At 44.0% G+C, this 12,597-nt stretch carries 15 protein-coding genes; 7 read left to right on the top strand and 8 right to left on the bottom strand.

What is annotated here, in order from left to right; genetic code table 11:
• From mutL to WBM98_RS18910, 4 genes are all read right to left on the bottom strand, one after another.
• Nucleotides 1–1,034 (bottom strand): DNA mismatch repair endonuclease MutL (gene mutL, locus WBM98_RS18925; protein WP_424367578.1); only part of this gene is annotated, 1,034 nt, incomplete at its 3' end.
• The gene (locus tag WBM98_RS18920; RefSeq protein WP_424367577.1) at nt 1,034–1,333 is read right to left on the bottom strand and encodes a riboflavin synthase subunit beta; all 300 of its coding nucleotides are present in this window, start codon (nt 1,331–1,333) and stop codon (nt 1,034–1,036) included. The genes WBM98_RS18920 and mutL, both read right to left, overlap by 1 nt.
• Before the next feature lie 118 nt (nt 1,334–1,451).
• Nucleotides 1,452–1,934, bottom strand: a complete 483-nt coding sequence (gene ribH / locus WBM98_RS18915) for a 6,7-dimethyl-8-ribityllumazine synthase (RefSeq protein ID WP_424367576.1) — start codon at nt 1,932–1,934, stop codon at nt 1,452–1,454.
• On the bottom strand, nt 1,934–2,701 hold the full coding sequence (locus tag WBM98_RS18910) for a tetratricopeptide repeat protein (protein WP_424367575.1): 768 nt from the start codon (nt 2,699–2,701) through the stop codon (nt 1,934–1,936). The genes ribH and WBM98_RS18910 overlap by 1 nt, the downstream gene beginning before the upstream one ends.
• A 124-nt stretch (nt 2,702–2,825) precedes the next feature.
• Between WBM98_RS18910 and recF the strand changes: the two genes are divergently transcribed.
• The 3 genes from recF to WBM98_RS18895 are packed head-to-tail and all read left to right on the top strand — an operon-like array spanning nt 2,826 to nt 4,622.
• Nucleotides 2,826–3,905, top strand: coding sequence for a DNA replication/repair protein RecF (gene recF, locus WBM98_RS18905; RefSeq protein ID WP_424367574.1), 1,080 nt, complete (start codon nt 2,826–2,828; stop codon nt 3,903–3,905).
• Between the two features lies 1 nt (nt 3,906).
• Nucleotides 3,907–4,326 (top strand): hypothetical protein, encoded by a 420-nt coding sequence (locus WBM98_RS18900; RefSeq protein WP_424367573.1) that lies wholly within the window; start codon nt 3,907–3,909, stop codon nt 4,324–4,326.
• A complete protein-coding gene (locus tag WBM98_RS18895; protein ID WP_424367572.1) occupies nt 4,326–4,622 on the top strand; it encodes a DUF721 domain-containing protein in 297 nt (98 codons plus the stop codon). Before WBM98_RS18900 ends, WBM98_RS18895 begins: the two co-directional genes overlap by 1 nt.
• Nucleotides 4,623–4,683: 61 nt before the next feature.
• Here the strand turns inward: WBM98_RS18895 and WBM98_RS18890 are convergent, their stop codons facing one another.
• Complete coding sequence (locus WBM98_RS18890; protein ID WP_424367571.1) at nt 4,684–5,103, bottom strand: nucleoside-diphosphate kinase; 420 nt, start codon at nt 5,101–5,103, stop codon at nt 4,684–4,686.
• 48 nt (nt 5,104–5,151) lie between these two features.
• The gene (locus WBM98_RS18885) at nt 5,152–6,180 is read right to left on the bottom strand and encodes an alkaline phosphatase D family protein (RefSeq protein ID WP_424367570.1); all 1,029 of its coding nucleotides are present in this window, start codon (nt 6,178–6,180) and stop codon (nt 5,152–5,154) included.
• 76 nt (nt 6,181–6,256) lie between these two features.
• On the opposite strand from WBM98_RS18885, the gene WBM98_RS18880 reads away from it, so the two are divergent.
• The 3 genes from WBM98_RS18880 to WBM98_RS18870 are packed head-to-tail and all read left to right on the top strand — an operon-like array spanning nt 6,257 to nt 9,021.
• Nucleotides 6,257–7,273 (top strand): DHH family phosphoesterase, encoded by a 1,017-nt coding sequence (locus WBM98_RS18880; RefSeq protein WP_424367569.1) that lies wholly within the window; start codon nt 6,257–6,259, stop codon nt 7,271–7,273.
• Complete coding sequence (gene gldI, locus WBM98_RS18875; RefSeq protein ID WP_424367568.1) at nt 7,270–7,818, top strand: gliding motility-associated peptidyl-prolyl isomerase GldI; 549 nt, start codon at nt 7,270–7,272, stop codon at nt 7,816–7,818. Before WBM98_RS18880 ends, gldI begins: the two co-directional genes overlap by 4 nt.
• A gap of 9 nt (nt 7,819–7,827) precedes the next feature.
• Nucleotides 7,828–9,021 carry a peptidylprolyl isomerase gene (locus tag WBM98_RS18870; RefSeq protein ID WP_424367567.1) on the top strand — a complete coding sequence of 398 codons (1,194 nt, stop codon included), beginning with the start codon at nt 7,828–7,830 and terminating at the stop codon, nt 9,019–9,021.
• 344 nt (nt 9,022–9,365) lie between these two features.
• Here the strand turns inward: WBM98_RS18870 and WBM98_RS18865 are convergent, their stop codons facing one another.
• Both WBM98_RS18865 and WBM98_RS18860 read right to left on the bottom strand, forming a co-directional pair.
• Nucleotides 9,366–9,833: a CBS domain-containing protein gene (locus tag WBM98_RS18865; protein WP_424367566.1), complete on the bottom strand. Its 468-nt coding sequence runs from the start codon at nt 9,831–9,833 to the stop codon at nt 9,366–9,368.
• A gap of 92 nt (nt 9,834–9,925) precedes the next feature.
• Nucleotides 9,926–11,392: an aminoacyl-histidine dipeptidase gene (locus WBM98_RS18860; RefSeq protein ID WP_424367565.1), complete on the bottom strand. Its 1,467-nt coding sequence runs from the start codon at nt 11,390–11,392 to the stop codon at nt 9,926–9,928.
• Between WBM98_RS18860 and WBM98_RS18855 the strand changes: the two genes are divergently transcribed.
• Complete coding sequence (locus tag WBM98_RS18855) at nt 11,382–12,533, top strand: DUF3810 domain-containing protein (RefSeq protein ID WP_424367564.1); 1,152 nt, start codon at nt 11,382–11,384, stop codon at nt 12,531–12,533. The genes WBM98_RS18860 and WBM98_RS18855 overlap by 11 nt on opposite strands.
• Nucleotides 12,534–12,597: the final 64 nt, after the last annotated feature.

Below are 12,597 nucleotides of genomic sequence, written 5' to 3'. Positions count from 1 at the left end.
GTTTCGAGGTTTTGATCCTTTTCGAAATCGAGGGAGGGTACTACACTGAACTGCCCAAGACTATGTTTGATAGTTGATCGTAATATGGCGTATAAGGTATGCTCATCATCAAATTTCACCTCTGTTTTGGTTGGGTGAATATTGATATCAATGGATGCGGGATCAACCTCCAAATACAAAAAGTAACCGGGATAAGCATCCGACTTTATCAATCCCTCAAAGGCTGCCAAGACCGCATGATGCAAATAGGGGCTTTTGATAAACCGATTGTTCACGAAAAAAAACTGCTCTCCCCTACTCTTTTTGGCAAATTCGGGTTTCGTGATAAAACCGGTGATTTTAACCACTTGGGTGTCCTCGTTCACGGGTACCAATTTTTCATTGGTCTTACTGCCAAAGACATGCACGATACGTTGCCGTTGATTTGCTTTGGGCAAATTAAAAAGTTCGCTTCCATTGTTATAAAAAACAAAAGCGATGTTCGGGTGGGCCAAGGCGACCCTATGAAATTCGTCGATGATATGCCGAAGTTCCACCTGGTTCGACTTCAGGAAATTGCGGCGGGCAGGAATATTGAAAAATAAATTTTTTACCGACATCGATGTACCCTTTGGGGCCACACAAACCTCTTGGAACTTGACCTCGCTACCCTCGATCCGTATATGGGTGGCCATCTCCTCCAATGCTGGTTTTGTTTGCATCTCGACATGGGCAATGGCAGCGATCGAAGCCAATGCTTCTCCGCGAAATCCTTTGGTATTCAGGTTGAACAGATCTTCGGCCTTTTGTATTTTTGATGTCGCATGCCGCTCAAATCCCATTCGGGCATCCGTGGTCGACATCCCTATGCCATCATCAATAACCTGAATGAGGTTTTTACCCCCCTCCTTTACGATAAGTTTTATAGAAGTCGCTTCGGCATCAATGGCATTTTCCAAAAGTTCCTTCACGACCGATGCCGGACGTTGCACCACTTCACCCGCAGCTATTTGATTGGCCACATGGTCTGGCAAAAGTTTTATGATATCCCCCATTATGATTTATAGAATATGGAGATGTCAAAATCGATAATGTATAGGAAGATTAAAACCAAGATCACTATAATAACGGTCATACGTATCTTTAGATTTCTGTCCCCTTCGGTCTTAATATCATCGATGGCCGTATTCAATTTTCCCTTTATACCCCTCGGGGTATTTACGGTGCTGCGGAATTTATCGAACTTTGGTTCAATCTTGTAGGGATTGCCTTTTCCCTTATCGTCATAGAAACGAGGCTTATATTCGAACTTTCTGTTCTTGCCGATGCGTGTTATTTTTCTCAGTATCCCCATTGGTTCCAAAGTTACTTAAAATCGAAAAATATGCCGTAAACCTAATTGCCAAAATTTGTTAACAATACGGTCGTTGGGAAATGCTATGATCGGGTATGGAAAAAGAAAACGTAAAAAACTAGGTTGTCAACGCGGCCATTTTTATGGCAGCGATAGCCGCCTCGGCCCCTTTATTGCCATGTTTGCCCCCACTGCGATCAATGGCCTGTTGCATGGTATTATCGGTAAGCACACAAAAAATCACCGGGGTATCATAAAGTACGTTCAAATCCTTGATGCCTTGGGCCGTGGCACTGCAGACAAAATCGAAATGCTTGGTTTCACCCTGTATTACGCTACCGATGGCGATAACCGCATCGACCTGTTGTGTCGTGATCATTTTTTTTGAACCGAAGGTAAGCTCGAAACTACCGGGAACATTCAATCGAACAATGTTCTCATCGGTGGCACCACAATCCAATAATGCCCCATAAGCCCCCTTGAAAAGTCCTTCGGTGATTTTGGCGTTCCATTCAGAAACAACAATCCCAAAACGAAAATTCTTCGCATTTGGGATGGTGGCTTTATCGTACTCCGATAAATTTTTGGTTGCGGTAGCCATTATTTGGAGCTTTCGGCCATACCTATAAAGGCATCAATGGTGCTCGCTTCATTGGAGGTAGGGAACTCATCCTTGATCCTCTGAAAATACCCCAAGGCCTTATCGTTTTGTTTTAATTCCAAAGCCGTAACCCCTGATTTATAAAGGAATCTTGGCGTTGTAAAATCATTCAAACTATGTTTAAAGGCACTTTCATAGTACCCCAAAGCATCCTCGGGTTGGTCTAACTGCATAAATGCATCGCCCAGTCCCCCTTTGGCAAGGGCACCCAAAATTTCATCATCCGAGGAGAATTTCTCTAAATGCGTAATGGCATCCTCATACTTATTCATATCCAAATACGCCATACCTGCTGAGTAATTGGCCAGATTGGCCGCTTTTGTCCCTGGATATTCATCGATAATGTCTAAAAACCCATACTTACCCTCTGCCCCGTTCAAGGCTAAATTATAGAGCGAATCCTTGGCCGTGTTGGCTATCAAAGCCTGTTCAAAATATTGTTGTGGATATAAAAGCTCGTTGGTCGCCTCGGCCTCCTTTGGCTTTTGTACAAACTGGTGGTATGCCAAATAACCTAAAACCGCAACGGCCACAATACCGATAAACCCCAAAATATAATTCTGGTTCTTTGAAACCCATTCCTCGGTCTTCGAAGCACTTTCATCCAAGGTGCTGAACACCTCGGCCGTTGTACTTTCATGTTCATCGAATTTTTGTTCCTCAGCTTTATTTTTAGGTTTAAACCCCCGCTTTTTATATGTTGCCATTGGTAATTTTATTGATCGGGCAAAAATAAAGTTTTTATTGAAATCCGAAGCGGTATTTATTCGTTATTTTTGATATTTCGCGAGATACCCTTGTTCCAATATTTAAAAAACCGAGGTTTCCACAATGTTTCTTAAGAGATTATCGCTCATCAACTACAAAAATTTCGATTCCCAGATCTTCGAATTCGATAGCAAGATCAATTGCTTTGTTGGCCCTAACGGAGTGGGTAAAACCAATGCCTTGGATGCCATTTACCACCTGTCGTTCGGGAAGGGTTATTTTAACCCCATAGGCTCCCAGAACATAAGCCATGGGGAAGATTTTTTCGTTATTGATGGGGAGTTCGAAAATTTAGATCGGGAGGAAAAAATCGTTTGCAGTCTTAAGAAAGGCATGAAAAAGATCATCAAACGAAATGGCAAGGTCTATGATCGTTTGTCTGACCATATCGGATTATTGCCCTTGGTCATTATTTCACCAGCGGATCGGGATCTAATTATTGAGGGCAGTGAAACCCGAAGAAAGTTCCTTGATGGGGTCATTTCGCAATCTGACAAGGCATACTTACAAACGCTCATCAATTATAACAAGGTGTTACTTCAGCGCAATTCACTGCTTAAGTATTTTATGGCCAACCAAACCTTCGATGCCGGCACCCTTGCCATTTACGACGAACAATTAAACCAGTATGGCACGGCTATCTTTAGAAAACGGTTGCATTTTATTGAGACTTTCATTCCTATTTTCAAGGAACAGTACGGTGTTATTTCAGGGGGCAACGAAGACGTGATGCTCAGCTATGACAGTAGGTTGCTGCAGGAAGACCTACTGGGACTGCTCTCGATGAATATTGAAAAAGACCGCATTCTGCAATATACCAGTGTAGGCATACATAAAGACGACCTGAATTTTGAAATAGCGGGTCATCCCATAAAAAAATTCGGAAGTCAAGGACAGCAAAAATCGTTTTTGATCGCCTTGAAATTTGCACAGTTCCAATTTATAAAGGAGCAGGCCAAAACCACACCGATCCTGTTATTGGATGATATTTTTGACAAATTGGACGAGCATCGTGTGGCCCAAATCGTAAAACTGGTAGACAATGAGAATTTTGGGCAGATTTTCATTAGCGATACCCACGCGGAACGTACCGAGAATATTGTGAAGCAAATACATCAATCCTATAAAATATTCAAATTGTAAGATGAGGCATCTATTAATTATAGCGGTAGTACTACTGTGTACTTCGTGTCAGCAAAAAATCACTACCGACGATCTGGACCTATTGAACGGCTATTGGGAAATAGCGCAGGTTCGTATGGCCAATGGCGAAACGAAGACCTACACGATCAACACCACTGTCGATTATATTGAAGTAACCGGGACATCGGGCTTCAGGAAGAAGGTGTATCCCAACTTGGATGGTACTTACGACACCTCGAACGATGCCGAACAGTTTGTCCTGACCGAAGGACCTAAGGGCTTTGAGATCCATTATAAAACCGAACTCAGTGAATGGACCGAGCAGCTTACCACCTTGGATGAAAATTCATTTTCAGTGACCAATGCAGCGCAGATCACCTATAGCTATAAACGATTTGAACCTATCAATGTGCAGAAATAATGGCAAAGCGAAAAAATGACAACGTGCCTTTACGGGAAGCCTTAAACGACTTCATCAAGGAAAATAGGCTTCAACAGGGTATGGATAAGGTACATGCACGTGAAGCTTGGCTGCAATTGATGGGTAAGGGCGTGAACCAATACACCACAGCCATAGAACTGCGAAAGGATACCTTGTATGTTTCCCTATCCTCTTCGGTCCTTCGGGAAGAACTAAGTCTGGGCAAGTCCAAAATCGCGGCCATGCTCAATGAAGAACTAGGCCATGACCTGATCAAAAATATCGTTTTAAGATAACAGACCTCCCAGGCAACGCATTGCTTAGCAGGTCTACCATTTTTAAGGAAGGTTCGGGATTTTAGTAAATCTCCCGGCCCGAAAAATGAAAGGCCCCTTCAATGGCCGCATTTTCATCGCTATCGGATCCATGTACGGCATTTTCGGAAATATCCGTAGCGAACAATTTTCGAATGGTGCCTTCCGCCGCATCAGCAGGATTTGTGGCGCCGATCAATGCCCTAAAATCCTCTACGGCATTCTCTTTTTCCAAAATTGCGGAGACGATAGGACCCCTGGTCATAAACGTTACCAAATCGGCAAAAAATGGGCGTTCCTTATGTATTTCATAAAACCTTTCAGCATCCCTTTGGCTCAACTGGGTATATTTCATGGCTACGATAGTAAATCCTGCAGAACTGATTTTCTCCAAAATGGCCCCAATATGGCCTTTTTCAACCGCATCCGGTTTTATCATCGTAAATGTTCTATTTGTCGTCATTGATAAAATTTTGGGCAAAAATACATTTAAATCCCAAAATGGCAAGAATTAATAGGATTGTTGCGTTTGCCCCAGAACCTTGCCGTTGTCACCCCGTATACTGAAAACCACGTTTTTCGAACGTACGTCAATCGTCAACAGTCCGAAACTTTTTTCAAAAACCACCCCACCGACCCGGTACGGATTTTCCTCTCCACTGAACGCCTCGTAGACATGGGTGAGCCCACTACTGGTAAAATCATACAATGGGTAGGGTAGTCCAGCGACGTCGGTCTTTGAAAATTCGGAAATATGCCGGTCCCCAGAAAGAATGATCACCCCTTTTGCACCGGATTCGACGATCGTTTTTTCAAGTCGGTCGACTTCATGCGGAAAATTTCCCCAACATTCAAAGCCATGTTTATCGGATAAAAACTGTACGCTGCTGAGGATCAGGTTAAACGCTGCCTTTGAAGTTCTTAGTTCCTCCTCGAGCCACTGCCATTGTTTTTGCCCCAAGATGGTCCCCTGCCCGTAGGTGTTGGGGGTATTTCGTTTATTCGTCAATGTATCCCGCGTCAAAGGGGTTCTGAAATAACGCGTATCTAAAATAATGATGTTCACTTTCCCCGCTGGCAAGGCATACTCGTGGGACGTATATACCCCTTCCTGTACCCGCCGTGGACTATCTTTTGGGACCCCTAAGAAATCCAACAATTGCTGTTGGCTCCCTTTTTTGGCGCGAAACTCGACCCCACCATCATTTAGGCCATAATCATGATCGTCCCACGTACCAATGATGGGAACTTCCTGCACCAGCTTCTTATACCCCGGCACGTTCTTTTGGGCGGCATACATACGTTCCATTTTTTCCATATCGTCGGTGTCGGCATACACGATATCGCCTCCCCAGACCCAAACATCGGGGTTTGTGGCGAGGACATCGTCCCACAGTGCATTTTCCATATCATGCTTATTACACGAACCAAAGGCCACGATAAATTCATTGTCATCGGGAGTCTCGGTATTCGCTGATTTCAGCGGTTTACAGGCCCCTATTGCCAACAGGGCCAACCCTAGAATTAAAATTCCCTTCATTTTATAATTTTTGGTAGACCGTGTAAAAATAACCTATAATGAGGAAAGTCCACACTAGATTACTATCTTTGGGCGCATGAATTTAAAGGACATCAATGCAGTAGGAAATTTACTTTCCAAGCCCCAGCAGATCGTCATTGTTCCCCATAAGAATGCTGATGGCGATGCCATCGGTTCTACCTTGGCTTTATGGCATTACCTAAAAAACATGGGGCAACAGGTGCATATAATTGCCCCGAACGACTATCCTAAATTCTTAAAATGGATGCCCGGGCATGAACAGATCCTGAATTTTGAAAAAGAGAATTCACAAGCCAAGGCTTTGATCGAACAAGCGACACTTATCTTCACTTTGGATTTCAACCATTTGGGACGTATAGGACAAATGGAATCCGCACTTCAGGAAAGTCAGGCCACTTTTGTCATGATCGATCATCATCAGGCCCCTTCGGATTATGCACAGTATATGTATTCGGATGTGACCATGAGCTCAACCTGTGAGATGATCTATAATTTCATTGAGTTTTTGGGCGATGATGACAAGATCACCCCAGAAATGGCGATATGTATGTATACTGGGATCATGACCGACACAGGTTCGTTCAAATATTCGTCGACAACCAGCCGAACGCATAAGGTCGTAGCCGCCTTGATTGATAAAGGGGCCGAAAATACAAGGGCGCATAATCTGGTCTATGACACGAATACCCCAAGTAGATTGCATCTCTTGGGTTGTGCCCTAAAGAACCTCGTTATTTTAGAGGAATACCATACGGCCTATATTAGCCTGAGCCAGGACGAATTGGAAACTTATAATTATCAGAAAGGGGATACCGAGGGCTTTGTCAATTACGGGCTTACGCTACACGGCATTTATTTCGCCGTGATCTTTATAGAAAACAGGGAAGAGGGCATCGTAAAGATTTCCTTCCGCTCTGAGGGGGAATTCTCTGTGAACGAATTCGCCAGGAACCACTTCAACGGGGGTGGGCATACCAATGCTTCCGGTGGGCGCAGCGATACCTCTTTACAGGAAACCATCGCGTATTTCGTTTCCCTATTAAAAGAATACAAAGCAGAATTGAACCCATGAGACGACTCCTTTTTACAGTACTGGCAATTGCCTTGGTCGCCTGCGGCGGACCTGAACCCAGACGCCCGGTACAATCGAAAACCAGCAGTATCAATGCCTCCATTGAGCGCAGTAAAAAATTATTGGCGTTGGAAGAGCGTATGATCCAACAAATCATTACATCGGATTCCCTTCATGACTACAGCCATAGTAGTACGGGAGCTTGGTATTATTATACGGTGAAAAACAATGTTGCTACCTATACGCCCCGACCAGATGATCTAGTGACCCTGACGTACAATGTCGTGGGATTCAATAACGATACCCTCTATTCAACCAATGATATAGGGGTTATAAACTACAAGGTCGATAAACAGGAACTCTTTCCCGGATTGCGCAACAGCATTAAACTATTAAAGGAGAAGGAAACCGCCACCTTCCTATTTCCATCCTCCTTGGCCTACGGGTACCATGGGGACAACAATAAAATAGGGGTCAATGTGCCGATAAAGGCAACAGTAACCCTATTCCATATCGAAAAACAACAAGATAGTATTCAAAATTAAACCGATAAAATGAAAAAAACATTTCTTTCCCTATTGCTCCTGACATTGGCCCTAGCCAGTTGTAAATCAAGTAAATACCCTGATTTGGGTGATGGTCTTTTTGCCGACATACAAACATCCAAAGGGGATATTGTCATAAAATTGGAATATAAAAAAACCCCGATTACCGTAGCGAATTTCGTTACTCTGGCCGAGGGTAAAAATCCGTTTGTGTCCGATAGCGTCATTGCCATGAGCTACAATGGGGAAACGATTACCAAAACGGGGATGAAGGGTAAAAAATACTACGATGGCATTATCTTTCATAGGGTTATGAAAGGTTTTATGATACAGGGGGGCGACCCGACGGGTACTGGTAGCGGCGGTCCAGGCTACAAGTTCAAGGATGAGTTCAATGATTCATTGACCCACGATAAGGCGGGGATTGTATCTATGGCGAATCCTGGAGCCAATTCAAATGGGAGCCAATTTTTCATTACCCATGCCGAAACCCCATGGCTGAATAATCGTCACTCGATCTTTGGGGAAGTGATCCGAGGTATGGATGTGGTCGATTCGATCGCCAATGTGGCGACATCCCAAGCCCCCCAGAAAGACAAACCAAAAGTCGATGTGGTCATGAATACGGTCGAGATTATCCGAAATGGAAAAGAGGCCAAAGATTTTGATGCCGTACAGGTCCTAACCGATTATTTCGATGTTGAAACGAAACGATTGAAAGAAGAAGAAAAGGAAAACCAAGCCAAGCAGGCGGCGTTTGAAAAAATGATACCCGAATTTGTAGCCGAATTGGCCGCAGACAAAAAGAAAGCCAATACCTTACCCTCGGGATTACAGGTGTTAAAAAAGGGTGAAAGTACAGGGGAGACCCCAAGAGTCGGTGACATGGTGAAGGTTATTTATGCAGGGTATCTGGAAGATGGAACCCTATTTGACAGTAATGACGAGGCCGTGGCCAAGAAATTCCTCAAATTCGATGAACGAAGGAAAATGGGACGTGGTTATGAGGCAATACCGATGTCCTATAGCCCCGATGCGGCCATAATCCCTGGGTTTAAAGAAGGACTCTTAACTATGCGGGTGGGTGACAAATTACGTTTGTTCATTCCCCCACACCTAGGATACGGTGAACAAGGAAGCGGGCCCATTCCGCCTAATGCCAATTTGGTCTTCGATTTGGAAATCGCGGGCATTGCAGAATAAGCAGGTTTCTTAAACAACTAAAAAACCCCTTTGTCTTAATGGCTTAGGGGTTTCTTTTTTACTTGGGACCGTGGATTGTTTTCAGCTAATCCCTGTATCTACCGGCGATGGATATGCTGATGAATTTGAAAGTCATATATGATGGGATTCTATCGATCACCCTCAAATATCAGGGTGCATTTGGTCTATTAACGACAAAGAGGAGACCTGAGGAGAGTTACCACCTAGTACCAGTGCATTGGGCAGTTGGGAAGCCCGTGTATTTAGCCCATCAGGGAAGCTGATGCTATCTGAACCTAGGACCTAAAAAACGATACGATTATTGAACCCATCCTTGAGGGCGGTTATTTTTTCCAATTTTGCGACTTCATCATAATGGTCGCTTTAAGAATATCCTTTTGTGAAATCTGCCCGACCAATTTACCATCCTCAACAATAGGAAAACGCCGGCGTTTGTCGTTCAGGAACTTATTCGCTGCGTCAAAAATATTCATGTTGCCATCAATGGTCTCGACATTCTTGACCATACGGCTTTCAATCTTATCATCTTCGGGAGGCATGTTATAATACCTGCTCTCGCTAATATGCTTAATACAATCGCCTTCTGAGATAATACCTACCAGTTCGTTCTTATCATTGACCACGGGACCACCCGATATCTTATTGTTTATCAATGAATCGATTACCTCTTCCACAGACTGGTCAGGTCTGAAGGTAATTAATTTGGTGGTCATGAAGTCACTTACCTTGAAAGGAATATCCTCGCTCGTCGGTTGGTTCTTTCGTGCCCCTTGAAAACTTTTTATACCCATGGTTTTATATTTTGCTTGTTCTTTCTTAAAGATACTGAAATTTAAGCACCGTATTCTCAAGATTTTGTTAATTCAGATCAGGATATGTTAACCTAGGAAGGGTTCTTTGGAATATCCTTCAATATTTCCTGAATAAATTTCCAGAATTTTTGAACCGAGGTAATGCTTACCCGCTCATCGGGAGAATGTGCCCCTTTGATGGTCGGACCAAAACTGATCATATCCATATCGGGGTAATTCTGCCCTAGAATTCCGCATTCCAATCCAGCATGACAGGCCACCACTTGGGGTTTATCGCCATATAGGGCTTCGTATTTGCCTTCCATCAACCTTAAGATATCTGAATCTGGATTGGGGTTCCAACCAGGATATTCACCCGCGAAGGTTACCGTGCAATCGGCCAATTCAAACGCTGATTTTAGGGCATTCGCCAGATTCATCTTCGCGGAGTTCACCGACGAACGGGTAAGGCATGCTATTTTAATCTGTCCGTTCTTTGCGATAACCCGGGCGATATTGTTCGAGGTTTCGACCAGGTCCGATATCGCCGCACTCATGGCATAAACCCCATTATGCGCCGCGTAAAGCGCTTTTACCACCTTGTCTTGGGTACCTTTAGGCATCACCTTGGCCGGCGTCTCTATCCAAGACATTGTAATGGTCAGGTCTGGTTCGTTGATGGCAAGCTCGGCCTTGATAGTATCGGCCCAATTATTAAAGGTGGTTTCGAAGGTTTTGGTTTTGTCCTTGTCTACCGCGATTTTCGCAAAACTTTCACGGGGAATGGCGTTACGTAAACTACCGCCATCAATTTCCGAAACCTGTATGTTGAACCCTTCGATGGCATTGAAGAGCAAACGGTTCATGATCTTATTGGCGTTGCCCAAGCCTTTATGTATATCCATACCGCTATGACCTCCATTTAAATCCTTAACGGTAATAGAACACCCTACATAAGCGTCATTTACAACTTCTTCGACATAGCTTCGTGTTGCCGTAACATCAATACCTCCTGCACATCCGATATCGATTTCATCATCATCTTCGGTATCGAGGTTCAATAAGATCTCCCCTTGCAACACCCCTGCCTGTAGGCCCATGGCCCCTGTCATTCCTGTTTCCTCATCGATGGTGAACAAGGCTTCTATAAATGGATGGGGAATGTCGGTACTTTGCAACAAGGTCATGATGGTGGCCACCCCCAAGCCATTATCCGCGCCCAAGGTAGTTCCCTTTGCTTTTACCCAATCGCCCGACACGAACATTTTTATGCCTTCGGAATCAAAATCAAAAACGGTATCCGCATTTTTTTGATGCACCATATCGAGATGGGATTGTAGGGTAACCTTTTTACGGTCTTCCATACCGGGCGTGGCCGGCTTACGTATAATGACATTGCCCACCTCATCGGAAAAGGTTTCCAAGCCTAGGGCTTTGCCAAAATCCAACATGAACTGAATGACCCTTCCCTCCTTTTTCGAAGGTCTTGGTACCTCGTTCAAATCGGCGAAATTATTCCATATCCCTTTTGGTTCCAACTGTCTTACTATGGTGCTCATATGTATTGTATTTGATATTCAAAAATACGTTAAGTGCAGCAATTTTAGGGTATTAATCGCTATTTTTGAAGCCATGGTCCATAAAATAAAAAATGGGGTTGCCCTATCGCTAATTCCGCAGATCATTCTTGTGAAGTGGTTGGGAAACCATCCCGATCTTATCGAGCGGTATTATAGTGAGGGCATATATCCTTATATCGCTGGTTTTTTTCGGATTTTATATGGATGGATCCCATTCTCGGTAGGCGATATTCTCTATTTTATCCTGGCCGTGTTGGCCCTTCGCTATGGTTTTAAACATCGCTTTGAAATCAAGGCCTATCCCTTGCGATTTGTACGGAATTTGGTTTTTGTACTTTCAATCGCCTATTTTACCTTCAATCTGCTTTGGGGACTCAATTATTACCGATTACCGATCGCCCAGAAATTCGCCTTGGAGGAAAAAAATTCGGCAGCGGAACTTTTGGAATTGACCAAGGCCTTGATCGCCAAAACCAATGCGTTGCAATTCGGGATAACCAAGGATACGGCCCTTGCCGTTGAAATTCCGTATACAAAAAAAGAGATCTTTGAAAAAACCTTGTTAGGCTACGAGCAGCTTGAAAAAAGCTATCCCTTCCTTTCCTATAAACATCGCAGCATCAAAAAATCGTTATTCAGCACGGCCTTAAGCTATATGGGGTACGGTGGTTATCTCAATCCGTTCACGCATGAAGGACAAGTGAATGCGCGCCTGCCCAATTTTAGGTTTCCTGTGGTCGCGGGCCATGAAATAGGGCACCAATTGGGGTATTCCGCTGAAAATGAGACCAATTTTATTGGGTATTTGGCGACCATGTACAATCCGGATCCCTATTTTCAGTATGCTGCCCATGCCTATGCCCTCACCTATTGTCTCAGTGATATTCGAAGAAACGATGAAGCCGAATTTATGAGGCTGTATGCCACGATCCATTCGGGAACCCAGCACAATTTCAAAGAAATGGCCCTTTTTTGGGAGGCCTTCGACAACCCCTTGGAGCCCGTCTTTGAATCTATTTTCAATATTTTTCTGAAAGCCAACAACCAAACCCAAGGAATCCAAAGTTATAATGCCGTGGTTTCCCTGCTCATCTCCTTTCATCAGGAGCATCCGCTTTAGGTTTGGTGTCATACCTGGAACGTCGGGGGTTTAACGTCGGAGGGCGGCGCATTAAACTGCGCAT

This window comes from Maribacter sp. (genome assembly GCF_049667165.1).
In the GTDB taxonomy this organism is placed as follows: Bacteria; Bacteroidota; Bacteroidia; order Flavobacteriales; family Flavobacteriaceae; genus Maribacter_A.
This window is presented reverse-complemented; position numbering and strand designations above follow the sequence as displayed.

Excerpts from the sequence above, each read along its gene's own strand:
- WBM98_RS18920 (WP_424367577.1), bottom strand. The coding sequence starts at position 1,333 with ATGGGGATACTGAGAAAAATAACACGCATCGGCAAGAACAGAAAGTTC.
- ribH (WP_424367576.1), bottom strand. The coding sequence starts at position 1,934 with ATGGCTACCGCAACCAAAAATTTATCGGAGTACGATAAAGCCACCATC.
- WBM98_RS18910 (WP_424367575.1), bottom strand. The coding sequence starts at position 2,701 with ATGGCAACATATAAAAAGCGGGGGTTTAAACCTAAAAATAAAGCTGAG.
- recF (WP_424367574.1), top strand. The coding sequence starts at position 2,826 with ATGTTTCTTAAGAGATTATCGCTCATCAACTACAAAAATTTCGATTCC.
- WBM98_RS18900 (WP_424367573.1), top strand. The coding sequence starts at position 3,907 with ATGAGGCATCTATTAATTATAGCGGTAGTACTACTGTGTACTTCGTGT.
- WBM98_RS18895 (WP_424367572.1), top strand. The coding sequence starts at position 4,326 with ATGGCAAAGCGAAAAAATGACAACGTGCCTTTACGGGAAGCCTTAAAC.
- WBM98_RS18890 (WP_424367571.1), bottom strand. The coding sequence starts at position 5,103 with ATGACGACAAATAGAACATTTACGATGATAAAACCGGATGCGGTTGAA.
- WBM98_RS18885 (WP_424367570.1), bottom strand. The coding sequence starts at position 6,180 with ATGAAGGGAATTTTAATTCTAGGGTTGGCCCTGTTGGCAATAGGGGCC.
- WBM98_RS18880 (WP_424367569.1), top strand. The coding sequence starts at position 6,257 with ATGAATTTAAAGGACATCAATGCAGTAGGAAATTTACTTTCCAAGCCC.
- gldI (WP_424367568.1), top strand. The coding sequence starts at position 7,270 with ATGAGACGACTCCTTTTTACAGTACTGGCAATTGCCTTGGTCGCCTGC.
- WBM98_RS18870 (WP_424367567.1), top strand. The coding sequence starts at position 7,828 with ATGAAAAAAACATTTCTTTCCCTATTGCTCCTGACATTGGCCCTAGCC.
- WBM98_RS18865 (WP_424367566.1), bottom strand. The coding sequence starts at position 9,833 with ATGGGTATAAAAAGTTTTCAAGGGGCACGAAAGAACCAACCGACGAGC.
- WBM98_RS18855 (WP_424367564.1), top strand. The coding sequence starts at position 11,382 with ATGGTGCTCATATGTATTGTATTTGATATTCAAAAATACGTTAAGTGC.
- WBM98_RS18860 (WP_424367565.1), bottom strand. The coding sequence starts at position 11,392 with ATGAGCACCATAGTAAGACAGTTGGAACCAAAAGGGATATGGAATAAT.